This is a genomic window from Lentzea cavernae (genome assembly GCF_014653695.1).
GTDB lineage: Bacteria > Actinomycetota > Actinomycetes > Mycobacteriales > Pseudonocardiaceae > Lentzea > Lentzea cavernae.
In genome coordinates, this window is record NZ_BNAR01000007.1 from 216,882 (window position 1) to 240,617 (window position 23,736).

A 23,736-nucleotide genomic window follows, 5' to 3' on the forward strand; every position below is an offset into this window, starting at 1 on the left:
CGTGCCGACCTACGAGTTCCGCTGCCGAACCTGCGAAGACACCTTCGACGTGCAGCGTCCGATGAGCGAGTCGTCCTCGCCCGCCTCTTGTCCCGCGGGCCATCCGGACACGGTGAAGCTGCTGTCCATGGCCGGGATCGGCGGCACGCAGCAGGCCGCGCCCGGTGGTGGCGGCGGTGGGTGCTGCGGTGGCGGCTGCTGCGGTTAGGCCGTCTCGCGGTCGATCATCACTTCGGCGATCTTGCGACCCTGGTCGCAGACGCTGCCGAACTTGCCGCTCGAGTCGATGATGATGATCCCGAGCCCGCCCCCGGAGTAGGGCAGCGTCAGCACGCACGACGGTTCGACGTCCGGCTCGTCGGAGCGGTCCAGGTACGCGACCTTGTGCTCCTTCACGTCCCACTCGCCGGTGGTGCGCTCGATGGTGATCTGCTTGGCCTCGCGGTACCGCAGCGAGACACCGACCTCGACGTCGTCGACCTTCGTCGTCCACCGGCAGGACTCTTCGAACGTCGAGTCGTAGTTGATCTGCGTGGGCGGCGTCTCGGCCTTGCCGCCGGGGTAGGGCAGGTCGGTCCACTTCAGCTTGGCGCAGACGGGCGTGATCTCGCCGTCGACCGGCGAGGTCTCCGGGTCCTCCGACGCGCTCGGGTCCGTGCTGGGATCCGTGCTCGGGTCGGTGGAGCCGTCCTGGCCCTCCTGGTCGAACGGCGAGGTGACGTCGAGTGGCTTCTGCGCGACAGGACTGCCCTCAACGGTCGCCCGCGCACAGCCGGACGCGAGCACGAGGACAGCCAACAGGAGCACCAGTCGACGCATGGCACCACCATGCCAGACACGACATGGTGCCCCTGTGAGCGGCTCACGAGTAGTCGCGGAACCCCTTGCCCGTCTTGCGGCCGAGGCGACCGGCCGTGACCAGGTGTTCCAGCAGCGGCGCCGGAGCGAACCCGGGCTCGCGGAACTCGTTGTAGAGCGTCCGCTGGATCGCCAGCGACACGTCCAGCCCCACGACGTCGAGCAGCGAGAACGGCCCCATCGGCAGGCCGCAGCCGACCTTCATGGCGTTGTCGATGTCGTCGGCCTCGGCGTAGTGGGCCTCGAGCATCTTCACCGCGTCGTTGAGGTACGGGAAGAGCAGCGCGTTCACGATGAACCCGGCCACGTCACCGCAGTGCACGGGGTGCTTGCCGAGGTCGAGGCAGATCTTGCGGGCCGTCGCGACGACGTCGGCTCGCGTGGAGATGGTCTCCACGACCTCGACCAGCTTCATGACCTGCGCGGGGTTGAAGAAGTGCAGGCCCACGACGTCCTCGGGCCTGCTCGTGGCCGCCGCGACCTCGATGACCGGCAACGACGACGTGGTCGTCGCGAGCACGGCGCCGGGCTTGCACACCTCGTCGAGCGCCGCGAAGACCTCCTTCTTGATCCCGATCTCCTCGGCCACCGCCTCGACGACCAGGTCGCAGTCCGCCAGGTCCACGAACTCCACCGCGGGCGAGATCCTCCCCAGGGCCGCGTCCCGATCTTGTTCGGACAGCTTCCCCTTGCTGACCGCCCGCTCCAGCGACTTGCGCACAGCGCCGATCGCCTTCTCGGCCTTGTCGAGACCGCGCGCCCGCAACACCACGTCGTACCCGCGCTTGGCGAACACCTCGGCGATGCCTGTAGCCATCGTGCCCGTGCCGATGACCCCGACCCGCTGGACCTCACGGGTCTGCACCGAAGTGTCCACTTCGGACGGCGTGTGCACGTCCTCGACGACAACAGGCGAGTCGGGCCCGTCGTAGGTGTAGAACCCGCGCCCGCTCTTCCTGCCCAGCAGCCCGGCCGTGATCATCTGCTTGAGCAGCGGCGCCGGCGAGTGCAACCGGTTGCGCGACTGGTGGTACATCGTGTCGAGGATCTCGTACGCCGTGTCCAGCCCGATGAGGTCCAACAGCGCCAACGGCCCCATCGGATAACCGCAGCCGTACCGCATGGCCGCGTCGAGGTCCTCACGCGTCGCGTACTTGGACTCCAGCATCTTCACCGCGTGGTTGAGATACGGGAACAACAGCGCGTTCGCGATGAACCCGGCCCTGTCCCCGATCACCACGGGCGACTTGCCCAGCCGCTCGGTGAACGCGACCACGTCCGTGATCACGTCCGGCTCCGTCACGACCGTGCGCACGACCTCGACCAGCTTCAGGACCTGCGTCGGGTTGAAGAAGTGCAGCCCGACGACCTTGCCCGGCCTCTTGGTGTGCACGCCGATCTCGGTGATCGACAACGACGACGTGTTGGACGCGATGATCGCCTCGGGCTTCAGGACCTCGTCCAGCTGCTGGAAGATCCCGGCCTTGAGCCCGACGTTCTCCGGCACCGCCTCGATGACGAGATCGCAGTCCGCCAGGGTGCCCAGGTCGAGACTGGTGCTGACCCTGCCGCGGAGCGCCGCACTCTCCTCCGCGGTCAACTTCTCCCGCTGCACGGCCCGTGTGGTCGAGTGCTCGAGGTGCCCGAGCCCCCGCTCGAGACCGGCCGCGTCGACCTCCACCACCTTGACCACGAGCCCGGTGCGCGCGAGTACCTCCACGATGCCCGCGCCCATGGTTCCGAAGCCGACGACTCCGACCGTGTTGATTTCGCGCGCCACTGCAGACCTCCCTACGGGGTAAAGCGTGGGCTACCAAGGAGTAACTTGCGGGCGACTATGCCACTGCTGGGGATGGCGGGGGTCGTGAGCTTCGCCATCGGGATCGAAACAGTGATCGGTCTAGCGGGTGGTGTGATGTGGGCTTTTGCCTGTTGAACCCGTGTGGGGGAATGCGGGGTTCGGCCATCTGAGGTGGGGCGGGTTGGTCGTGGGCGTGATGGTCGGGCGGGTGGCGGGGTGTGCTGCCAGGTCGACGGGAGGGCTTGGCGGGGAGGCTGGACGGGCTACGCGGCGGGCAGGGCCAGCGGCGAGTGGGTAAGGAGCAAGCCAGGCGGGCAGGGCCAGGCTGCACGCGGACAGGCAGCTGGCGGCAAGTGTGGGAGCGCTCGGCCAGGCGGGCACACGGCAAACGGTCAGGCAGGCGCGTCATTCGGCACGTGGCATGCAGCCGGCGGACATGCCGCCAGACAGGGCGCGCGTCCAGGCAGGCGGGTGAGAGTCGGCGGGTCAGCAGGCGGGTGGGTCGGCGGGTCGGCGGGGTGGGTTGGCGGGCAGGGCGCGGCCAGCAAGCAAGCGGGTCGGCAGGCAGGGCGCGACCAGGCAAGCGAGCCGGTCGGGAGCAAAACAGATGGCCACGCGGCATGCGGATACGCACCCGGCGGAGTAATGGCCAGGCGGGCACGCGGCAGGTAGCCACGCCGCGGCGGACAGGCAGACAGCTAAGCGATCAGGCAGGCAAGCCGCACGGGCAGGCTCAGTCCCCAAGCCGGCGGACCACTCAGGCGGCAGGCCTCCTGAACGGCAGGCTCGGCCCGCGAGCAACAGTCAGTGGGACAGCCTTGGCTGTGGTGGCCGGTATCGCGCCGCAACGACAAACTCCTGCGGGCGAGTGCAGATTCGGAGTAGCGGAGCGGCCAGCACGGGCCCCGTCAAATAGGAGGGCCCCAAGCCTGGGCCGCCGCTGCCCCCGCGCGCTTCCTTGTCACGCAACGAGTGAAACGCCTCATAGGTTCCCGACTATCCACAGGCTAGCGGGCCGAACCAAAACAGCAGGTCAAGATACCCGCCACCTGTGGACAACTCGAACCAACAGCCGCGGCTAGTCGTCGAACCCCCGTGCGGCCAGCTCCTCGATGCGGCGGACCGCCTCCTCGGCGTCCTTGCCCGTGGCCACGACGGTGATCGACTTGCCGCCGGGGGCGCTCAGGCCCATGAGGGCCAGGACGCTGGCCGCGTTGGCCTCCTCGGCGCCGTAGCGGACGACCACGTCGGCGTCGAGTTCGGCCACTGTTCTTGCCAGCAGGGCTGCTGGGCGGGCGTGGAGGCCGACCTCGTTGGTCAAGAGGACTTCTGCTGACACCGCGCCCTGCACGAGGTGCAGGGATGGGCGGTTGGGGGTGGTTGCCGGGGTGGTTTCGCCAGCGGCGCCTTCGGCTGTGGCTGCCACGTCGGCCAGGGAGGCGCCTCCCTGGGCTGCTACGGCTGCGGCTACCGCGCCTTCCACGAGAGGTGCGTCCACCACTGCGTAGCGGGATGGGTCGTCTGCCGATTCGACGGCCATCTCGGCTGTCATCTTGGCGCTGCCGAGGTCGTAGAGCACTACTACGCCTGCGCCTGAGTCGGCGTCTGCCAGGGCTTCGACCACTGCGCCGTAGTCGGTGCCGAGGCCGCCTTCCTCGGTGCCGCCCACCGGTTGCACTGAGACGTCCGGGGCCATTTGGGCTGCCAGTTCTGCTACTCCGTTGGCCAGCATGTCGCTGTGGGAGACGACTACCAGGCCCACGCGGCTCGTGTCGGCGGCGGCCGTCATGCCTCGGCCGCCGCGTCTGCGAAGGCGCGCAGCAGGAGTGCTGTCGAGCGGGCGCCCGGGTCCATGTGGCCTGCGCTGCGCTCGCCCAGGTAGGAGGCTCGGCCCTTACGGGCGACCATGGGGACGGTTGAGGAAGCGCCCTCCGCTGCCGCGTCGGCGGCTGCGGAGAGTGCTGCTGCCACTGAGCCGTCTGCGCAGGCGGCCGCGGTGACGGCCGGGGTCAGGGCGTCGACCATCGTTTTGTCGCCCACCACGGCCTTGCCTCTCGCGACCACGCCGTCGAGTGCTGCTTGCAGGGCGCGGGCGACCGCTGGGCAGTCCAGTTCCGTCGCGTCGCCCACTGCTGCCGAGGCGCGCAGGAAGGCGGTGCCGTACAGGGGGCCTGCCGCGCCGCCCACCGTGGAGATGAGGGTGGTCGCCACGAGCTTGAGCACCTTGGCCGGGGTGTCGGGCGGGTCGGCGTCCAAACGGGACAGCACGGCGGTGAAGCCGCGCTTCAGGTTCTCGCCGTGGTCGGCGTCGCCGATGGCCTGGTCGAGGCGCACCAGTTCGTCGCGGTGTTCCTGGACGACGGTGGCGGCGGCGCGCAGGGCCGCCACCACGTCTGCTGCCGTGCAGCCCACCTCAGACTCCCCACCGCAGTGCGGGCGTGTGAACCGGTGCGTCCCACAGTTCGACCATCTCGTCGTCGAGGCGGAGCAGCGTGAGGCTCATGCCCTGCATCTCCAGGCTCGTGATGTACGGGCCGACCAGTCTGCGTTCCACGACGATCCCCCGATCGGCCAGCAGCTGTTCCGCGATGCCGTGCGCCAAGTACAGCTCGACGAGCGGGGTTCCGCCCATCGAGTTCGTGAACAGCAGCACCCGGTCGCCCGAGGCGAACGGCAGGTCCTCCAGGATCGGTTCCAGCAACGCCGACACCATCTCGGACGCCGTCCCCGCCTTCACCTTCTTCCGGCCGGGCTCGCCGTGGATGCCGATGCCGATCTCCATCTCGTCGTCCGCCAGGTCGAACGACGGCGAGCCCACGTGCGGCACCACGCACGAGGTCAGCGCCAGACCCATCGACCGCACGGACGCGATCACGCGCAACGCCAACGCCTCGCACGCCGCCAGGTCGTCACCTCGCTCGGCGGCCGCGCCCACGATCTTCTCCAGCAGCACCGTGCCACCGACGCCACGGCGCCCGGCCGTGTACAGCGAGTCCTTCACCGCCACGTCGTCGTCGATCACGACCGATCTGACCTCCGACTCCGCGAGTTCCGCGGCCATCTCGAAGTTCAGCACGTCGCCCGTGTAGTTCTTCACGATCAGCAACGCCCCCGCGCCACCGTCGGTGCGCGCGATCGCGTCGACCACCTGGTCCGACGTCGGTGACGTGAACACCGGGCCCGGACAGGCGGCGGACAGCATGCCGCGCCCGACGAACCCTCCGTGCAGCGGTTCGTGGCCCGAGCCCCCTCCCGAGATGACCGCGACCTTGCCCTGTGCGGGCCCGCCGGCGCGCACGACGACCGCTGGGTCGTGGTGCACGGCCAGCAGATCGGGATGGGCGGCCTGCATCCCCCGCAGCGCGTCCTGCACCACGGTTTCCGGATCATTGATGATCTTCTTCATCGAACAGCCCTCCCGATCGGCGGTGACCGTGTTCCTTCTTACTCCGGGGGTCTGACACTCGGAACTGGCAAAGGTCCCCGCTACCGTTAGCCTGCCCTAAGAAATGCAGGTCAACATCACGTTCCGTAGTGGAGGAACAACGTCGTGTCGAAGAGAGCAGCGCTGCTCGTCGCAGTCGCCCTGACCCTGACCGCCTGTTCCAGCACGCCGGACAAGCCGACCGTCGCCCAGGGCGGCGAGGACTTCGGCAAGGCGTACGAACTGAGCGGCGGTTTCGGCACGACGCAGAAGCCCGGCGAGTTCCCCCGCACGATCAAGCACGCGATGGGTGAGACCAAGCTCGAGAAGAAACCCGAACGGGTGATCGTGCTCGACACGGGCGAGCTCGACAACGTCGTGGCCCTCGGCATCAAGCCCGTCGGCATCGCCTACACCGACGGCTCCCCGACCATGCCGTCCTACATCGGCGACAAGGGCGGCACGCCGGAGAACGTCGGCACGACCAACAACCTCAACCTCGAGGCGATCACCAAGCTGAACCCGGACCTGATCCTGGGCTCGCAGCTGCGCGCGGAGGCCCTCTACCCGAAGCTCGCCGCGATCGCCCCGACGGTGTTCAGCGTGCGCCCCGGCTACGTGTGGAAGGAGAACTTCCTGCTCAACGCCGCCGCGCTCGACCGCCAGGCCGACGCCGCGAAGATGCTCGAGGACTACACGAACAAGGCCACCGAGACCGGCAACGCCATCGAGAAGAAGCTCGGCGTGCGCCCGACGGTGACGGCGCTGCGCTTCATGCCGGGCCGCATCCGCCTCTACGCCAAGAAGTCGTTCATCGGCACGATCCTCATCGACGCCAAGATCGGGCAGCCGACCCCGTCCCAGGTGGACGACCTGGCCGCCGAGGTCAGCACGGAGCAGATCAGCAAGGCCGACGGCGACTTCATCCTCTACTCCACCTACGGCGACCCGGCCAAGACCGCGCAGGCGTCGGTGCTGGGCGGTCCGTTGTGGACCGGCCTGAACGCCGTCAAGGCCGGCAAGGCCAAGCCGGTCCTCGACGAGACCTACTTCCTCGGCCTCGGCGTGCTCGCCGCGAACGTGGTCCTCGACGACATGAAGACGCAGCTCGGCGCGTAAGACCTCGAGGAGCGGGTGCTCCTCAGCGACCGAAGAGCACCCGCGCGAGGCGCAGCATCTGCTTGCCCGCCATGGAAGACCTGTCGAACGTCGCCATGTCGATCAGCGACTTGAACTTCAGCTTCGTCACGGCCTTGGCGTAGGCGAACTCGCGCAGCCCGTCCTCGCCGTGGATGCGCCCGAACCCGGAGTCGCCCACGCCGCCGAACGGCAGCCCGGGGATCGCCGCGTAGGTCAGCACGGAGTTGATCGACACCATCCCGACCCGCAGCTCGGCCGCGAGCTCCTCGCCGCGCGACTTCGAGAACACGGCGGCGCCCAGCCCGTACTTCGACTGGTTCGCGAGCCGCACGCCCTCCAGCGCGTTCGGCACCCTCTTGATCACCACGGTCGGCCCGAAGGTCTCCTCCGTGACCGCCAGCGAGTCCTCCGGCACGTCCGTCAGCACGACCGGCTCGACGTACGGTGGCCTGATCGAGTCCGGTCCGCCCACGAGCGCCTTGCCGCCGCGGTCCAGCGCGTCCTGCACATGCTCGCGGATGATCTCCACCTGCGAGGGCATCGTGATCGGCCCGAGGTTCGCGTTCGGCTCCCCGCCCGGCTTGAGCTTGCGGGCGCGCTTCACGACGATCTCGGTGAACTCGTCGGCGACTTCCTCGGCCACGTAGATCCGCTCCACGCCCGCGCACGTCTGGCCGGCGTTCGACACCGCGCCCCAGATCGCGGCCTCGGCGGCGGCGGTCAGGTCGGCGTCCGAGTCGACGATCAGGGCGTCCTTGCCGCCGCACTCGACCAGCACCGGTGTCAGCGACGTCGCGGCGGCGGCCATGACCTTCTTGCCGGTCCGGGTGGAGCCCGTGAACGCGATCTTGTCGACGCCGGACGCGACGAGCGCCGCACCCGTCTCGCCGAAGCCCGTGACCACCTGGAACACCGGGTACTCCGGCACGGCCTCGGTGAACGTCGACGACAGGAACGTGCCGACGCCCGGCGTGAACTCCGACGGCTTGAACACCACGGCGTTGCCCGCGGAGAGCGCGTACGAGATCGAACCCATCGGCGTGTGCGCGGGGTAGTTCCACGGCCCGATGACGCCGATGACGCCCAACGGCCGGTACTCCAGCGTCGCGCCGTGGTTGAACATCAGCATGCCCGACGACACCCGGCGCTTGCCCAGCACACGGCTGGCGTGGCGAGAGGCCCAGTGCAGGTGGTCCATCACCAGCGCGACCTCGACGCGGGAGTCGTCCGCGGGCTTGCCCGTCTCCGAGCTGATCAACGCGATGAACTCGTCCGTGCGCTGCGAGAGGATCTTGCGCCACGCGTCGAGCTTGGTCCTGCGGCCCTCGAACCCGAGACCCGCCCACCACGCGGCGGCCTCGCGAGCGGACGACACCGCGTCCTCGACCTCGGCGGCCGTGTGGATCGGGTGGTGCGCGACGACCTCGCCGGTGCGCGGGTCCAATGATGCGAACCGCCGCTGCTCGCCATCGGCCGACAGCGCGCTGTCCGAAGCGGTCTGCGTCATGGTGCTCCTTCGGTACTCGCCAGTAACCTCGACCCTAACGCGTACTCGAAGAACTTTCAGCCCCCGGCTGGCCCCGGAGGGCCCGTCAGGCTTGGGGCAGAGCAGGCAGAACCGCCTTGGCGAACGTTTGCGCCGCCTGGCAGCGGTCCAGGTCCTTCTCCTTCGAGGCCGCGACGATGAACTCCACGATCTCACCCGCGTCGGCCTGGTCCTTCGTCCGGACCACCACGAGCTCGCAGGTGGGGAACGAGCCGTCCTTGAACGCCTGGTAGCCCTTCACCCCGCCGCCGAGGTCTGCCTCGACGGACCTGGTGTCGAACTTGCCGTCCTTCGGGATGCGCGCCGTCTTGAACTCGATCTGCATCTGCGCGCTCTGCCCCGTCCACGAGCACTGGTGCAGGCCGAACGGCAGCGCGCGCGGCGAGGCGCCGAGCACGGGCGCGAGAGTGGCCTTGTCGACGATCGTGCACGGATCGACCTCGACCGGTGACCCCTTCGGCGGGCTGTACTTCTGCGGGTTGCCCCGGAGCTTGCGCACCGCGCCCTCCAGCACCGTGCGCCCCGGCTCGCACGCCTCGGCTCCGCCGGTACCGGTGCTCACCTGGACCCGCACGGCCTGTGCGGGGCTCTCCTGCGTCACGGCCGAGATGAAGCACGACGTGTTGCTCAGCTTCTGCTCACCGCTCTTGAGGCCCGCGATCTGCTTCGTCGCGTTCTTCACCTCGGTGGACGTCAGCGAGTAGCCGATGTCGAGCGTGATGTTGAGCGTCTTGCCGCCCTTGTCCTTCATGTAGTTGGAGCAGCGCGTGTACGAGCTGCTCGTGTACTTCGAGGGCGTGCCGACCGTCTGCAGCACGTCCTTGTCGATCAACGCGCACGGGTTGATCAGCCGCAGCCGCTCCGCCGCGAACGACGGGTCGACCGGCTTGCCCGCCTGCGCCGACTGCTTGGTCGACGGTTCGGTCGAGGTCGTCGCCTCCGCACCCGCCTGCACGGTGCGGCGCGGCGAGTTGGTCTTGGCCAGACCCGGCCCGGTGGCGCAGCCGGCCATCAGCATCGCAGCGGCGGCGACCACGGCGGTGGCACGAAAACGAGGCACGACGTGCACGGTAGCGACCTTTCCGTGCGTCCGTGGGCGGTACCCCGAGTTCCTCCGTGGCACATGTCACCCAGAGCTACGGGAACGATTCAGAAGATCGACGCGATGTACAAGGTGAAGACCCCGAGATGAAGGAGAGACGTGCGAAACCGAATCCGCCGCGCATTCAACTGGCTCGACGCGTGGACGATCGAGGCCTTCAACCCTGTTTACCCTGGTCGTCCCCAGTCATAGTTCCTTGAGCGGCTCCTTGTCGGTGTCCGCGAACTGGGGCCGCAGCGTCGCCCAGGCGGCGAACACGACCGCCAGCACCACCATGGCGACACCGGCCCACAGGTTGATGTTGACCCCTTCGGCCTTCTTCAGGTCCTCCTCGGTCGTGAAACCGAACCCGATGACGACCAGTACAACGCCGTACAGGCCGAAGAGGAAAGCGATGATCAGTCGCAGGTCGAACAACCTCATGACAGCCTCCCTCAGCCGAAGATGAAGTAGAGAACGGTCGTCAGGGCCAGCACTCCGCCGCCGAGCAGGGCGGGCGAGCGGTACCAGCCCGCGTCCTCACCGGTGGTGGAGTGCGCCCTGTCTTCCTTGGGCGTCAGGCTGTACACGAGCCCGCCGAGCTCGCTGTCCGGCTTCGGCCGCGTGACGAGGCTGACGCCGAAGCTCACGACGATGTCGACCACGAACGCGAGACCCGCGCCGAGGAAGCTCGCGCCCTGACCCGGCAGCTCCAGCAACTCGATGCCGAACGACGGCTCCGAGATCACGTAGATGAAGATCGCCGTGAACGTACCGGCGAGCAGACCGACCCAACCTGCGGTCGGCGTCATCCGCTTCCAGAACATGCCGAGGATGAACGTCGCGAACAGCGGCGCGTTGAAGAACGAGAACAGCGCCTGGATGTAGTCCATGATGTTGGACCCGCCGAGCGCCGCCGCGATGAACGCCGTGCCGATCGCGAGGACGCACGCGCCGACCGTGGCGAGACGCCCGATCCGCAGGTAGTACTCGTCCGGCCGGTCCTTCTTGACGTAGTCCTGCCACAGGTCGTACGTGAAGACGGTGTTGAACGAGCTGACGTTCGCCGCCACACCGGCCATGAAGCTCGCCAGCAGACCCGTGATCGCGATGCCGAGGATGCCGTTGGGCAGCAGGTCGCGCATCAGCAACGGCAGCACGTTGTTGTAGACCACGCCACTGCTCGTGTCGCCGGCCTTGAGCTGCGCCATCTCCGGCACGATCACCGCGGCGATGATGCCGGGGATGATGATGATCGCCGGGATCAACGCCTTCGGGTACGCGCCGATGATCGGCGTGCGCTTGGCCGCCGACATCGACTTGGCGCTCATCGCGCGCTGCACCTCGGCGAAGTTCGTCGTCCAGTAACCGAACGACAGCACGAAGCCGAGACCGAACACCAGACCGATGACACTCCACACGGGGTGGTCGATGCCGGTGAGTTCCGTCGCGGGCCAGGCGCTCAGGTTCTCCTTGTCGGTGACCTTCTCGACCAGGCCCTGCCAGCCGCCGACCTTGATCAGACCGATGATCGTCAGCGGCGCCAGCGCGGCCACGATGACGAAGAACTGCAGCACCTCGTTGTAGATGGCGGCACTGAGACCACCGAGCGTCGTGTACGCGAGCACCACGAGCGCGGCCACGCAGATGGACACCGGCAGCGGCCACCCGAGCAGCGCGTCGATGATCACCGCGAGCGCGAACAGGTTGATGCCCGCGATCAGGATCTGCGCGACGGCGAAGCTGATGGCGTTGACCAGGTGAGCCGGCTTGCCGAACCGGCGGCGCATGAACTCGGGAACACTGCGCACTTTCGAGCCGTAGTAGAACGGCATCATCACCAGACCGAGGAACACCATCGCGGGGATGGCGCCGATCCAGTAGTAGTGCACGGTCGCCAGGCCGTACTGCGCGCCGTTCGCCGTCATGCCCATCAGCTCGAGCGCGCCGAGGTTCGCGGAGATGAACGCGAGACCGGTGACCCACGCCGGCAGCGACCGCCCGGACAGCAGGAAGTCGAGGCTGGAGGAGACGGAGCGTCTCGCCATCACGCCGATGCCGAGCACGACCACGAAATAGACCAGCAGCAACGCGTAGTCGATCGGTCCCGCGTCCAGCCGCAGGTCCGCCTCAGCCAAGATCGACACCGTCCACCTCCCAAGACTTCAAACAAAGTCGAACATCATCGACCAGGAGAGGACAGTACTCCAGGTGAGCGCAGTCCTACCCCGTGTGGATGATCACCAAACCACGGCGTTTGAGAAGGCGCTCACTGAAGCCCTGGAGCAGGGAAATCGAGGTGCGCGAAACCGAACTCGACACGGAGACTTCGGTCATGTCCGAGTGCGAAGCACGGGAGAACGCGGCGCTCGCGTTGCTGGAGTCGTTGTCCGACGAAAAGCTCGCAGAGCTCATGGACCTGGTCGTCGCGGGCAGGCCGATGTGGGCGATCAGACTCGCCCATGAGGCGTCAGGCCCGCACCACTCGCTTCAAGCGGCGATACAGGCCATCGGCATGTTCCTCTGAGAGGTCAGAACAGCCGGAACTCGTCCGGCTCGATCCCCCGCAACGCGTCGTAGTCCAGCACCACGCACCGGATCCCGCGATCCTCCGCCAGCACCCGCGCCTGCGGCTTGATCTGCTGCGCCGCGAACACCCCGGCGACCGGCGCGAGCAGCGGGTCGCGGTTGAGCAGCTCCAGGTACCTGGTCAGCTGCTCGACGCCGTCGATGTCCCCGCGCCGCTTGATCTCCACGGCGACCGACCCGCCGGAGGAGTTCCGGCACATCAGGTCGACCGGGCCGATCGCGGTCGGGAACTCGCGGCGCACCAGGGTCCAGCCGTCGCCCAGGGTGGTGACGTGCTCGGCGAGCAGCTTCTGCAGGTCGGCTTCTACGCCGTCCTTCTGCAGGCCGGGCTCCGGGCCGAGCTCGTGCTTGGAGTCGTGCAGGACCTCCTCGAGGGTGATGATCAGCTTCTCCCCCGCCTTGTTCTGCACTGTCCAGATGTCCGGGTCCTCGATCAGCCAGCAGGGCGGGCTCATCCAGTTCAACGGCTTGTACGCGCGGTCGTCCGAGTGGATCGACACCGAGCCGTCTGCCTTGATGAGCAGCAAGCGCTGCGCCATCGGCAGATGGGCGGTGAGTCGGCCTACGTAGTCGACCTTGCAGCGAGCGATGACGAGACGCACCGCGACAGGCTACGGGGTACGTCCGGGAACGAGTCGTTAGGTACGGTCCGTGGCGTGGAAAGCCTCGGCACCCGTCAGGTGTACGCAAACCCGTGGATGAGCGTTCGCGAGGACGCAATCCAGCGCGCGGACGGCACCAGCGGCGTCTTCGGCGTGGTCGACAAGCCCGACTACGCGCTGATCATCCCGCTCGACGGCGAGCGCGTGCGGCTCGTGGAGCAGTTCCGGTACCCGATCGGGCTGCGCCGCTGGGAGTTCCCGCAGGGCACGGCGCCGGACCGGGCCGACTCGAACCCGTTGCAGCTCGCGACGCGCGAACTGCGCGAGGAGACGGGGTTGCGGGCCGGCAAGATGATCGAGCTCGGTCTGCTCGACGTGGCGCCCGGCATGTCGTCGCAACGCGGGCGCGTCTTCCTCGCCACCCAGCTCGTCGAGGGGTTCCACGAGCGGGAGCCCGAGGAGCAGGACATGCGGTCGCGGTGGTTCCCGCGCGCCGAGTTCGAGTCGATGATCGCGAAGGGCGAGATCACCGACGCCCAGTCGATCGCCGCCTACACGCTCCTGCTGCTGCACGAGCACTCCCAGCCCTAGTCCCGGCAGCCCTGGAAGGCCGCCCGGTAGCTCTGCGGTGAGGTGCCGGCGATCCGCTTGAACCTGTCGCGGAACGCCGTGGCCGAGCCGAACCCGACCTTGCTCGCGATCAGCTCGACCGGGTCCTTCGTCGTCTCCAGCAGGTGCTGCGCCTGGCGGACCCGCGCCCGGTGCAGCCACTGCAGCGGCGTCGTTCCCGTCTGGTCGCGGAACCGCCGGTTCAACGTGCGCGTGCTCATCCCGGCCTGCTTCGCGAGGTCTTCCAGCGTCAGGTCGCGCGGCGCGTTGCGCTCCATCCACAGCAGCAACGGTTCGAGTTCGGCGCCCTGAGGTGCCACGGGCGGCGTCACGATGAACTGCGCCTGCCCGCCTTCGCGTTCCAGGGGCATCACGGCGAACCGCGCCGCGTCGGCCGCCACCGCCGACCCGTGGTCGCGCCGGATCATGTGCAGGCACAGGTCCAGCCCCGCAGCGGCACCGGCGGACGTGAGGAACTGGCCGTTGTCGACGTAGAGGACGTCCGGGTCGACCTCCAGGGCGGGGAACCGCGCGGCCAGCTCCCCGGCCCCGAGCCAGTGCGTGGTCACGCGCAGTCCGTCCAGCAACCCCGTCGCCGCGAACACGAACGCGCCCGTGCAGATCGACGCGATCCGGACCCCTCGCGCCGCGGCCTTCCTCAACGCCTCGACCACCGGCTTGGGCACGACCATCTCCGGGTCGTGACCCGGCAGGACGATCGTGTCCACTTCGGACAGCAACTCCAAGCCGTGCGGGACCTTGATCTCGAAACAGCCTGCGTCAACAGTCCTCTTCGGACCGCAGACGCGCACCCGGTAGTGCCCCGTCCAGTTGAACGCGTCGACCGGCGTCGCGAAGTCGAACGGGACCACGCTGTCCATCGCCACCACTGCCACCTCGTGCACGCCCTCCACCGTAGCTGGCGAGAATCCGTTGGAACATGGCATTCCAGCCAGTTCTCGCCGGCCCCGTGCGCTCCTACGGTTTGATCACCGAAGCGAGGAGTGGACGCAGTGAGAGCTCAAGTGGTGTTGTTCGACGGCTTCGACCCGTTGGACGCGATCAGCCCGTACGAGACGCTGGCCGCGGGCGGGATCCCGACGGAACTGGTGACCGTCGAAGGGGCCCGCACGGTCCCCGCCGGCCTGAACCTGCTGTCCCTCGAAGCCACCGCCCGGCTCGACCCGGACGTCGGCCTCGTCATCGTCCCCGGCGCGGCGGCGTTGCAGGACGACGAGGTGTTCGCCCTGCTCAGCGCTGGCGCCGCCACGATCGGGCCCGCGCTCAGGAACACGAACTCGCTCATCGCAACCGTGTGCGGCGGATCGTTGCTGCTCGCCATCGCCGGTCTGATCAAGGGCCGCAACGCGACCACCAACCACCTCGGCCTGCACGCGCTGGAGTCCATGGGGGTGAACGCCATCCGGGCCCGGATCGTCGACGACGGCGACCTCGTCACCGCGGCCGGTGTCACCTCGGGTGTCGACCTCGGTCTGCACCTGCTCGAACGCGAACTCGGCGCGCAGAAGGCCCTGGAGGTCGAGGAGCTGTTCGCCCACGAGCGACGCGGCACCGCGTGGAGGGCCGCGTGAGCAAGCTCTTCCTGTCCCTGCACGTCCTCGCGGCCATCATCGCCATCGGTCCGGTGACGGTGGCCGCCAGCATGTTCCCGAAGGCGGTGACCACGGCCGGCAACCCCGAGCTGCTGCACCGGATCTGCCGCGTCTACGCGCTCGTCGGCATCTCGGTGCCGCTCTTCGGGTTCGCGACGGCCGGCGTGATGGGCGTGACCGGCCACCCCTGGGTGATCGTGTCGATCGCGCTCACCACCGCCGCCGCGTTCGTGCTCGCCCTGAAGATCCTGCCGGGGCAGGAAAAAGCCCTGAAGACGAAGGACGTCAAGCAGCTGGCCATGTACACGGGCGTCTTCAACCTGCTGTGGGCGACCGTGACCGTGCTGATGATCCTGCGGCCGGGTTCGACGACGGGCGCCTAGCGGTCCGCGACCGGCCGCACCACGATCTCGTTGACGTCGACGGTCTCGGGCTGCGAGATCGCGTACGCGATGGCGTCACCGATCGCCGACGCGGGCAGCGCGTTCTTGCGGTACTCCGCCATGAACGACGCCGCGTGGTCCTCGGTGATGGTGTCCGCCAGCTCGGACTCCGTGACACCGGGGGAGATCACGGTGACGCGCAGGTCGTCGCGTTCCTGGCGCAGTCCCTCGGACAGCGCCCACACCGCGTACTTGGTCGCGCAGTACACCGCGGCCGTCGGCGTGACCAGGTGCGCGCCGATCGAGGCGACGTTCACGACGTGCCCTCCGCCGGTGAAGAGGGGCAGCACGGCGGCGATGCCGTTCAGCACGCCCTTGATGTTCACGTCCACCATGCGGTCCCACTCGTCGACCTTCAACGAGTCCATGAGGGACAACGGCATCACGCCCGCGTTGTTCACCAGCACGTCGACGTGGCCGTGCTCGGCGACCGCCGCATCCACAAAGGACTGGAAGGACTCGCGCGAGGTCACGTCCAGAACGGCGTACCCGGCGCCGATCTCAGACGACAGCGCCTTCAGCCGGTCCTCGCGCCGGGCACCGAGGAACACCTTGTGCCCCGCCTTCGCGAGAATGCGGGCCGTGGCCTCGCCGATACCGCTGGAAGCTCCACTGATCAGAATGACTTTGCTCATGGACACAACACTCGGCGCGAAACCCGCGTCCGACCAGGACACCCTTTCCCTAGGTGCGCCACACCCAGGCAGGGAACGACCCCGGCGCATAGGCTCGCAGGCATGCTCGGCGAGTTCCTGAAAGCACACCGCGCCCGCGTCAACCCCGAGGACGCGGGCCTCCCGAGTCACACCCAGCGCAAGGTCAAAGGCCTGCGGCGCGAAGAGGTCGCGGTGCTCGCCGGGGTGAGCGCGGACTACTACGCCCGGCTCGAACAGGGCCGCGAGACCAACCCGTCTGCGCAGGTCCTCGACGCCCTGAGCCGCGCTCTGCGACTCGACACCGACGCCCGCGCGCACCTGCACCGCCTCGCCGGTGTCGTCGCGGACGAAGGCCATTCGAGCGACAAGGTGAGCCCCGAGCTGCGGCAGCTCATCAGCGGCATGCACGACATGCCGGCGTTCGTGATGAGCTCCTACCTCGACCTGCTCGCCACCAACGCGCTGGCCGACGCCCTGTACGAACCGTTCGAGCCCGCCGACAACCTGGCCAGGATGACGTTCCTCGACCCGGCCGCCCCGAGCTTCTACCCGCGCTGGAACTGGGTCGCGCAGAGCACGGTCGGGAACCTGCGGCTGACAGCCGACCCGGCCTCCGCGCGCCTGGGGCGGATGGTCGCGGAGCTGAGCGGCAACCCGGTGTTCAGGGAGCTCTGGGAGAACCACGAGGTGCGCGGGAAGACCCAGGACGCCAAGGAGTTCGCGCACCCGGCGGTCGGTCCGCTGAAGCTGACCTACCACTCGTTCGACGTGCGCGAGGCCCCCGGCCAGTTCCTGGTGGTCTACCAGGCGGAACCGGGCCCGAACGCCGACGCGTTGAAGCTCCTCGCGACTAGTCGGGCCACACGGGCGGCCGCTTCTCCAGGAACGACGCCCGTCCCTCTTTGGCTGACGGCGACTGCGAGGTCTCGGCCATGACGTTCAGCGCGACCTCGTAGGCGTCCGCCTCGGGCCGGTCGAGCTGCGCGTAGATCGTCCGCTTGCCGACGGCCTTCGACGCACGGCTCCCCCGCGTGGCCCGCGCCAGCAGGTCGTCCGTGGCGGCGTCCAGCTCCTCGGCGGGCACCGCCCGGTTGATCAGCCCCCACTCCACCGCGGTGGCCGCGTCGATCACGTCCCCGGTCAGCACCAGCTCCATCAACCGCTTGCGCCCGATCGACCGGGCCACCGGCACCGCGGGCGTGTGGCAGAACCACCCCGCCTTGCCTCCGGGCAACGAGAACCCGGCCGTGTCCGCGGCGACCGCGAGGTCGCAGGACGCCACCAGCTGACACCCGGCCGCCGTCGCCAGCCCCTGCACGCGCGCGATCACGACCTGCGGTGCGGACTGGATGGTCTTCATCAGCACCGTGCACAGCTCCAGCAGCAGCCGCACGCCCTCTTCGTCGCGTGCGTGCACGTCCGCGAAGTCGTGCCCTGCGGAGAACACCGGCCCTTCGGCGGCCAGCACGATGCCCGCGGCGTCGGACGTGCGCGCCTCGCGGAACGCCTCCAGCAACTCCGTGAGGTGCTCCGCGGACAGCGCGTTGCGCTTGGCCGCGCGGTTCATCGTGATCCGGACGACCGACCCGTCCCGCGAAACGTCAACCATTCCGCGACACTAAGGCCCTAGCCGAGCTCACGCACCTCCCGGATCACGGTGACGATCTCGTCCATGATCTCGGTCAGCTCGTAGTCCTTGGGCGTGAACACCCTGGCCACACCGCGCTCGCGCAGCTTGGCCGCGTCGTCCGGCGGGATGATGCCGCCGACGATCACCGGGATGTCCCCGGCACCGGCCGCGCGCAGGCCGTCGACCACGGCGGGCACGACCTCCAGGTGCGAGCCGGAGAGGATCGAGAGGCCCACGACGTGCACGTCCTCCTGCACGGCCGCGGCCACGATCTGCGACGGCGTGAGGCGGATGCCCTGGTAGACGACCTCGAAGCCGACGTCGCGGGCCCGCACGGCGACCTGCTCGGCGCCGTTGGAGTGGCCGTCGAGACCGGGCTTGCCGACCAGCATGCGCAGCCGCTCGCCCAGTTCCTCGCCGGTGGACCGCACCCGGTCGCGCACCCGCGCGATCTCCGAACCCGCCTCGCCGGAAGCCGACGCGCCGGAAACGCCTGTGGGGGCACGGTATTCGCCGAACGTCTCACGCAACGCCTGCGACCACTCGCCCGTCGTCACGCCTGCGCGCGCACACGCCAGCGTCACCTCGACGAGGTTCTGGTCGGTCTTCGCGGCCTCGCGCAGAGCGTCCAACGAGGCCTCGACGGCGGCGTTGTCGCGCTGCGAACGCCACTGCTGGATCGCCTCGACGGCGTGCTGCTCGACGATCGGGTCGATGGTCTCGATCGCGTTCGCGCCCTCGGCCTGCAGCGGCGACGGCTCGGTCGTGTCGAACTTGTTGACGCCGACGACGACGTCCTCACCCGCTTCGACGCGGCGACGGCGGTCCGCCAGCGACGACACGAGGTTCGACTTCATGTAGCCGGACTCGACGGCCGCGACGGCGCCGCCCATCGCCTGCACCCGGTCGATCTCCTCGCGGGCGCCGGCGAGGATCTCGCCGACCTTCGCCTCGATGACCGGGGAGCCGTCGAAGATGTCCTCGTACTCCAGCAGGTCCGTCTCGTACGCGAGCACCTGCTGCATGCGCAACGCCCACTGCTGGTCCCACGGGCGCGGCAGGCCGAGGGCCTCGTTCCACGCCGGGAGCTGGATGGCGCGCGCACGGGCGTTGCGGGACAACGAGACCGCGAGCATCTCCAGCACGATGCGCTGGACGTTGTTCTCCGGCTGCGCCTCGGTGAGCCCGAGCGAGTTGACCTGCACGCCGTAGCGGAACCGGCGGTGCTTCGGGTTCTCGACGCCGTAGCGCTCGCGCGTGATCTCGTCCCACAGCTGGGCGAACGCGCGCATCTTGCACATCTCCTCGATGAACCGCACACCGGCGTTCACGAAGAAGGAGATGCGGGCGACGACGTCACCGAACTTCTCCTGCGGCACCTGACCGGAGTCGCGCACCGAGTCCAGGACGGCGATCGCCGTGCACATCGCGTACGCGACCTCCTGCGCCGGCGTCGCGCCGACCTCCTGGAGGTGGTAGCTGCAGATGTTGATCGGGTTCCACTTCGGCACGTTCGACACGGTCCACGCGACCATGTCCGTGATCAGCCGCAGCGACGGTCCCGGCGGGAACACGTACGTGCCGCGGGACAGGTACTCCTTGATGATGTCGTTCTGCGTCGTGCCGGCCAGCACCGACGGGTCCGCGCCCTGCTCCTCGGCCACGGTGACGTACATGGCGAGCAGCCACATGGCCGTCGCGTTGATCGTCATCGACGTGTTGGCACCGGCGAGCGGGATCTGGTCGAAGAGCTGCCGCATGTCGCCGATGTGGCTGATGGGCACACCGACCTTGCCGACCTCGCCCTTCGCGAGCTCGTCGTCGGGGTCGTAACCGGTCTGCGTCGGCAGGTCGAACGCCACGGACAGCCCGGTCTGCCCCTTGGACAGGTTCCGGCGGTAGAGCGCGTTGGAAGCGGCGGCCGAGGAGTGCCCCGCGTACGTCCGCATCACCCAGGGGCGGTCGCGTTCGCGGTCAGCTGGGTACGGCACAGCAACCTCCCACATCGTCGTTCCACGGAGCGTACTGGCCGGTAACCATTGCTGCGCGTGCGCTTGCTCACTGAATCGAGACCACTGAGCGCATGATGGAGGGGTGACGGGGATTTACCAGACGGTCGTCGTGTTCGGCGTGCTCGGACTGCTGGCGTTGACGCTGCGGTACTTCGCGGGCAACGACAAGCGGCCCGTGCCGGATCTGGACGGCACGGACTTCGGGTTGCTGAGCGAGGTGGCGGTCGTGCCCACGGAGGAAGCCGCGAACGTCCTCGTGCAGAAGCTCAAGCGCAACGGCGTGCGCGCCACGCGTTCGAGGAACGCGCCCTACCAGGTGATGGTGTTCCCGGCGGACGTCCCGAACGCGCGGCTCGTCCTCAAGACCTAGGAGCTGACGCGCTCCACGTCGGCGCCGAGCTTGCGGAGGTTCTCCACGAAGCCGGGGTAGCCGCGCTCGATGTGGAAGATCTCGTACACCTCGGTGGCCCCGTCCGCGCACAGACCGGCGAGGACGAGCCCCGCACCAGCGCGGATGTCCGACGCCCACACCGGCGCGCTCGACAGCTTCTCGATGCCGCGGATGACGGCGTGATGCCCGTCCGTGCGCGCGTCGGCCCCGAGCCTGATCATCTCGTCGATGAACCGGAACCTCGACTCGAACAGGTTCTCGGTGATCATCGCCGTGCCCTCGGAGACCGTGGACAGCGCGATCGCGAACGGCTGGTTGTCCGTGGCGAAGCCGGGGTACGGCAGCGTCACGAAGTCGACGGCCTTGGGCCGCCCTTCCATGACGACGCGGAACCCCTCGTCCTCACCCTCGTAGACGGTGACCTCGGCCCCGGCCATGCGCAGCTTCTCGAGCACCAGGTCGAGGTGGTGCGGGTTCACCCCGCGCACCCGCACGTCACCACGCGTCATGGCGGCGGCGAAACCCCAGGTGGCGCCCACGATCCTGTCACCGATCACGCGGTGCTCGGTCGGCTTGAGCTCCGTCACGCCGTGCACCGTCAGCGTGGACGTGCCGGCACCTTCGACCTTCGCGCCCATCTGGTTGAGCATCAGGCAGAGGTCGACGATCTCGGGCTCGCGCGCGGCGTTGTCGATGACCGTCGTGCCGGTGGCCAGCACGGCCGCCATCAGGATGTTCTCGGTAGCGCCCATGCTGGGGAAGTCGAGCCAGATCTGCGTCCCGTGCAGCCCCTCGGCCTCGGCGACGATGCAGCCGTGCTCGATCCACGTCGTCGCACCGAGCTTCTCGAGCCCGCTCTGGTGCATGTCGAGCGGCCGCGACCCGATCGCGTCCCCACCCGGCAACGCCACCACGGCCCGCTTGCACCGCCCGACCAGCGGCCCGAGCACGCAGATGCTCGCCCGCAGCTTGCCCATCGCCTCGGAGTCGGCCCGATGGCTCAACTCGGCGGGCGTCGTGATCCTCGCCACGTCACCCTCGAGCTCGACCTCACACCCGAGACTGCGCAGCGCGTCCGCCATCAGCGGCACGTCGAGGATGTCCGGGCAGTTGGTGATGGTCGTGGTGCCCTCCGCGAGGAGAGCAGCAGCCATCAGCTTGAGCACGCTGTTCTTGGCGCCGACGACATCAACTTCGCCGACCAGCCTTGCGCCACCGTGTACCCGGAAATGCTCGCTCACGCGGCAATCCTACGTACGGCCTTAAAGTGCCAGCCATGGCGGTACATCTCACCAAGATCTACACGCGCGTGGGCGACGACGGCACGACCGGCCTCGGCGACTTCTCCCGCGTCCCCAAGACCTCACCACGCATCGAGGCCTACGCCGACGTGGACGAGACCAACGCGTCCCTCGGCGTGGCCCTGGCCCTGGGCAACCTGGCCCCGGACGTCCACGACGTGGTGCGCAAGGTCCAGAACGACCTCTTCGACGTCGGAGCGGACCTCTGCACCCCGATCGTCCCCGACCCCAAGTACCCACCACTGCGCGTGACCCAGGCCTACGTGGACCGCCTGGAGGGCTACTGCGACACGTTCAACGAACGCCTGGGCAAACTCGACTCGTTCATCCTGAACGGGGGCACCCCCGGCGCGGCCCTCCTGCACCAGGCCCGCACCATCGCCCGCCGGGCAGAGCGCCGCGCCTGGTCGCTGATCGAGGACGACGCGGACCGCACCAACGTGCTCACGGCCAAGTACCTGAACCGGCTCTCCGACCTGCTGTTCATCCTGGCGCGGGTGGCCAACCCGGACGGCGACGTGCTGTGGCAGCCGGGCGAGAACGCGTAGCTATTTGAGGGTCGGGCTGGGCGAGGCGGACACGGGCACGGGCAGATGACCCCTGCGCTGGGGCGGGATCTGCCTCGCTACGGCACCTAGGTGGTGCCTGGCTGAGCAAGCCAACCTCGGACGCAGGCCTGGCGCGCGGTGCCACCAGGCACTCGCCCACGCAAAGCAACCTCGGACGCAAGCCTGGCGCGTGGTGCTAACCGGATAGCCGACATCGCAAGCCGTCCATGCACGCAGCCTGGCGTGGCGATGCGAAGCGAGCCGTCCGAACCTGCTGCCGACTGGGCAGCGGTGCACCCCGCTCCTGCGATTGGGGCTTGACCTTGAGGGGCGGGGTGCTACCCCTTATCGGGCACGGCCGGGCGCTTTTCAGCCCGGCTTTTCCGGCCGTCTCAGCGCCCCGCCAGAGGCTCAAGGTCAAGCCCCAATCGCAACCCCGCTCTTCGTCACGACCCGAGGGACCACCCTCGCAACGCGACAGAACCCAACGGAACGCGACCAACCCCCGCCAAACCGAGCGCAAAACGAAAAACGACCCGCCGGAAACCCCCGACGGGTCGTCAACAAACCTCAAGAAGCCCAAGGAATAGATCGTCCAGGAGGCGAAGACTCCAGCCAGGACAAGAACCCGGTCAAAGCATCCGGCCCCATCGCGATCTCGACCTCACCCGACGCGGACCGGCACCGGAGCACGGTCGCCCCGATCGGCATCGCATAGGCCTCAGGCCCGGTCGGCTCCCGCCGCGCGTCGATCTCGAGCCCGTCCCGGGGAATCAGCTCATTGGGCCCGGACCCGAGTGACAACACCCGGAACCAGGCGAACGAGTCACCCCGGTAGTGCCCCACACCCAGGTGCCAGCCACGCCCGCGATCGTCGAACTGACTGCGCAGGGCGACGTGCACGCCTCCTTCGCGCAGGAGCCGGATCCGGCGCCAGGCGAAGTAGGCGATGACGATCAGCACCCCAAGAAGGATCAGACCGGCAATCTCGGTGATCCCCACGGCTGCGGCCTCGTGCCCGGTCTCAGGCCGACTGTTCCACGGCCCGCACGCGCGCTGCCGCACGTGCGCGCTCTGCGTCGTCCGCGTCCTGCAGCGCCGTTCGCGCCGCGTCCACGTCGATCTCGCCCGCGAGCTCGGCGTCCTCGGCGAGGATCGACACGCCGGTGCCGGTCACGGAAAGGAAGCCACCGTGCACAGCGGCGGTGACAAGGCCACCGTCCGTCGTGCGCACGCGCACCACGCCACCCTCGACCAGCTGGCCGAGAACGGGCTCGTGACCGGGCAGGATGCCGATCTCGCCCTCGGTCGTCTGCGCCGAAACTGAGGTGGCCTTACCGGACCACAGGCGGCGTTCAACGGCGACCAGTTCAACGGTCATCTCGGCCACGCGTATCTCCCTCGTCGTCTGGAGTCGATCTGAGTCTAAACGGTCGCCTGACGACCTTGCCGCCCCGCCCGGTGTCAGCGCCTCCGACGACCGCCGGAGGGG

At 68.6% G+C, this 23,736-nt stretch carries 26 protein-coding genes; 9 read left to right on the forward strand and 17 right to left on the reverse strand.

Annotation, left to right across the window (positions count from 1 at the left end; all coding sequences use genetic code 11):
• Position 1 precedes the first annotated feature (1 nt).
• Positions 2–208, forward strand: a complete 207-nt coding sequence (locus IE307_RS23955; protein WP_191301272.1) for an FmdB family zinc ribbon protein — start codon at positions 2–4, stop codon at positions 206–208.
• Here the strand turns inward: IE307_RS23955 and IE307_RS23960 are convergent.
• The 5 genes from IE307_RS23960 to dhaK form a co-directional block, all read right to left on the reverse strand.
• The gene (locus IE307_RS23960) at positions 205–819 is read right to left on the reverse strand and encodes a DUF3558 family protein (protein ID WP_191301274.1); all 615 of its coding nucleotides are present in this window, start codon (positions 817–819) and stop codon (positions 205–207) included. The two genes, IE307_RS23955 and IE307_RS23960, sit on opposite strands and share 4 nt — an antisense overlap.
• Before the next feature lie 43 nt (positions 820–862).
• A complete protein-coding gene (locus IE307_RS23965) occupies positions 863–2,638 on the reverse strand; it encodes a 3-hydroxyacyl-CoA dehydrogenase family protein (protein ID WP_191301276.1) in 1,776 nt (591 codons plus the stop codon).
• Positions 2,639–3,737: 1,099 nt separating this feature from the next.
• Positions 3,738–4,448 carry a dihydroxyacetone kinase phosphoryl donor subunit DhaM gene (gene dhaM / locus IE307_RS23970; protein WP_191301278.1) on the reverse strand — a complete coding sequence of 237 codons (711 nt, stop codon included), beginning with the start codon at positions 4,446–4,448 and terminating at the stop codon, positions 3,738–3,740.
• Entirely contained in the window at positions 4,445–5,071 is a 627-nt protein-coding gene (dhaL, locus tag IE307_RS23975; protein ID WP_191301280.1) for a dihydroxyacetone kinase subunit DhaL, read from the reverse strand. Before dhaL ends, dhaM begins: the two co-directional genes overlap by 4 nt.
• Position 5,072: 1 nt before the next feature.
• Entirely contained in the window at positions 5,073–6,065 is a 993-nt protein-coding gene (gene dhaK, locus IE307_RS23980) for a dihydroxyacetone kinase subunit DhaK (RefSeq protein WP_191301282.1), read from the reverse strand.
• Between the two features lie 144 nt (positions 6,066–6,209).
• Between dhaK and IE307_RS23985 the strand changes: the two genes are divergently transcribed.
• The gene (locus IE307_RS23985) at positions 6,210–7,202 is read left to right on the forward strand and encodes an ABC transporter substrate-binding protein (RefSeq protein WP_191301284.1); all 993 of its coding nucleotides are present in this window, start codon (positions 6,210–6,212) and stop codon (positions 7,200–7,202) included.
• Positions 7,203–7,224: 22 nt separating this feature from the next.
• On the opposite strand, the gene IE307_RS23990 is transcribed toward IE307_RS23985, so the two are convergent.
• The 4 genes from IE307_RS23990 to IE307_RS24005 form a co-directional block, all read right to left on the reverse strand.
• Positions 7,225–8,730, reverse strand: coding sequence for an aldehyde dehydrogenase family protein (locus IE307_RS23990; RefSeq protein ID WP_191301286.1), 1,506 nt, complete (start codon positions 8,728–8,730; stop codon positions 7,225–7,227).
• 85 nt (positions 8,731–8,815) lie between these two features.
• Positions 8,816–9,829: a DUF3558 domain-containing protein gene (locus IE307_RS23995; protein WP_191301288.1), complete on the reverse strand. Its 1,014-nt coding sequence runs from the start codon at positions 9,827–9,829 to the stop codon at positions 8,816–8,818.
• Positions 9,830–10,057: 228 nt separating this feature from the next.
• Positions 10,058–10,294, reverse strand: coding sequence for a hypothetical protein (locus IE307_RS24000; protein WP_191301290.1), 237 nt, complete (start codon positions 10,292–10,294; stop codon positions 10,058–10,060).
• 11 nt (positions 10,295–10,305) lie between these two features.
• Positions 10,306–11,997, reverse strand: a complete 1,692-nt coding sequence (locus IE307_RS24005; RefSeq protein WP_191301292.1) for a sodium:solute symporter family protein — start codon at positions 11,995–11,997, stop codon at positions 10,306–10,308.
• Positions 11,998–12,149: 152 nt separating this feature from the next.
• Between IE307_RS24005 and IE307_RS24010 the strand changes: the two genes are divergently transcribed.
• Positions 12,150–12,377: a hypothetical protein gene (locus tag IE307_RS24010; protein WP_191301294.1), complete on the forward strand. Its 228-nt coding sequence runs from the start codon at positions 12,150–12,152 to the stop codon at positions 12,375–12,377.
• A gap of 4 nt (positions 12,378–12,381) precedes the next feature.
• Here IE307_RS24010 and nucS read toward each other — a convergent pair whose 3' ends face one another.
• Positions 12,382–13,041 carry an endonuclease NucS gene (nucS, locus tag IE307_RS24015; protein ID WP_191301296.1) on the reverse strand — a complete coding sequence of 220 codons (660 nt, stop codon included), beginning with the start codon at positions 13,039–13,041 and terminating at the stop codon, positions 12,382–12,384.
• Between the two features lie 54 nt (positions 13,042–13,095).
• Here nucS and IE307_RS24020 point away from each other — a divergent pair, with 54 nt between their 5' ends.
• A complete protein-coding gene (locus tag IE307_RS24020; RefSeq protein ID WP_229905016.1) occupies positions 13,096–13,632 on the forward strand; it encodes an NUDIX domain-containing protein in 537 nt (178 codons plus the stop codon).
• On the opposite strand, the gene IE307_RS24025 is transcribed toward IE307_RS24020, so the two are convergent.
• Complete coding sequence (locus IE307_RS24025; RefSeq protein ID WP_191301300.1) at positions 13,629–14,555, reverse strand: GlxA family transcriptional regulator; 927 nt, start codon at positions 14,553–14,555, stop codon at positions 13,629–13,631. The two genes, IE307_RS24020 and IE307_RS24025, sit on opposite strands and share 4 nt — an antisense overlap.
• Before the next feature lie 108 nt (positions 14,556–14,663).
• Between IE307_RS24025 and IE307_RS24030 the strand changes: the two genes are divergently transcribed.
• Both IE307_RS24030 and IE307_RS24035 read left to right on the forward strand, forming a co-directional pair.
• Entirely contained in the window at positions 14,664–15,242 is a 579-nt protein-coding gene (locus IE307_RS24030) for a DJ-1/PfpI family protein (RefSeq protein ID WP_191301302.1), read from the forward strand.
• Positions 15,239–15,646, forward strand: coding sequence for a hypothetical protein (locus IE307_RS24035; RefSeq protein ID WP_191301304.1), 408 nt, complete (start codon positions 15,239–15,241; stop codon positions 15,644–15,646). Before IE307_RS24030 ends, IE307_RS24035 begins: the two co-directional genes overlap by 4 nt.
• On the opposite strand, the gene IE307_RS24040 is transcribed toward IE307_RS24035, so the two are convergent.
• Positions 15,643–16,341, reverse strand: coding sequence for an SDR family oxidoreductase (locus tag IE307_RS24040; protein ID WP_191301306.1), 699 nt, complete (start codon positions 16,339–16,341; stop codon positions 15,643–15,645). The two genes, IE307_RS24035 and IE307_RS24040, sit on opposite strands and share 4 nt — an antisense overlap.
• Before the next feature lie 102 nt (positions 16,342–16,443).
• On the opposite strand from IE307_RS24040, the gene IE307_RS24045 reads away from it, so the two are divergent.
• A complete protein-coding gene (locus IE307_RS24045) occupies positions 16,444–17,298 on the forward strand; it encodes a helix-turn-helix transcriptional regulator (RefSeq protein WP_191301308.1) in 855 nt (284 codons plus the stop codon).
• Here the strand turns inward: IE307_RS24045 and IE307_RS24050 are convergent.
• Positions 17,213–17,971 (reverse strand): enoyl-CoA hydratase-related protein, encoded by a 759-nt coding sequence (locus IE307_RS24050; protein WP_191301310.1) that lies wholly within the window; start codon positions 17,969–17,971, stop codon positions 17,213–17,215. The genes IE307_RS24045 and IE307_RS24050 overlap by 86 nt on opposite strands.
• 17 nt (positions 17,972–17,988) lie before the next feature.
• The gene (locus tag IE307_RS24055; protein ID WP_191301312.1) at positions 17,989–19,983 is read right to left on the reverse strand and encodes an ethylmalonyl-CoA mutase; all 1,995 of its coding nucleotides are present in this window, start codon (positions 19,981–19,983) and stop codon (positions 17,989–17,991) included.
• A 103-nt stretch (positions 19,984–20,086) separates the two neighbouring features.
• Here IE307_RS24055 and IE307_RS24060 point away from each other — a divergent pair, with 103 nt between their 5' ends.
• Positions 20,087–20,374 carry a hypothetical protein gene (locus IE307_RS24060; protein ID WP_191301314.1) on the forward strand — a complete coding sequence of 96 codons (288 nt, stop codon included), beginning with the start codon at positions 20,087–20,089 and terminating at the stop codon, positions 20,372–20,374.
• Here the strand turns inward: IE307_RS24060 and murA are convergent.
• Positions 20,371–21,636, reverse strand: coding sequence for a UDP-N-acetylglucosamine 1-carboxyvinyltransferase (gene murA / locus IE307_RS24065; RefSeq protein WP_191301316.1), 1,266 nt, complete (start codon positions 21,634–21,636; stop codon positions 20,371–20,373). The genes IE307_RS24060 and murA overlap by 4 nt on opposite strands.
• Before the next feature lie 35 nt (positions 21,637–21,671).
• On the opposite strand from murA, the gene IE307_RS24070 reads away from it, so the two are divergent.
• A complete protein-coding gene (locus IE307_RS24070) occupies positions 21,672–22,244 on the forward strand; it encodes a cob(I)yrinic acid a,c-diamide adenosyltransferase (protein ID WP_191301317.1) in 573 nt (190 codons plus the stop codon).
• A 570-nt stretch (positions 22,245–22,814) separates the two neighbouring features.
• Here the strand turns inward: IE307_RS24070 and IE307_RS24075 are convergent.
• Together IE307_RS24075 and IE307_RS24080 are read right to left on the reverse strand one after the other, a co-directional pair.
• Positions 22,815–23,246, reverse strand: coding sequence for a DUF2550 domain-containing protein (locus tag IE307_RS24075; RefSeq protein ID WP_191301323.1), 432 nt, complete (start codon positions 23,244–23,246; stop codon positions 22,815–22,817).
• A gap of 22 nt (positions 23,247–23,268) precedes the next feature.
• Positions 23,269–23,634 (reverse strand): F0F1 ATP synthase subunit epsilon, encoded by a 366-nt coding sequence (locus tag IE307_RS24080; protein ID WP_089921576.1) that lies wholly within the window; start codon positions 23,632–23,634, stop codon positions 23,269–23,271.
• Positions 23,635–23,736: the final 102 nt, after the last annotated feature.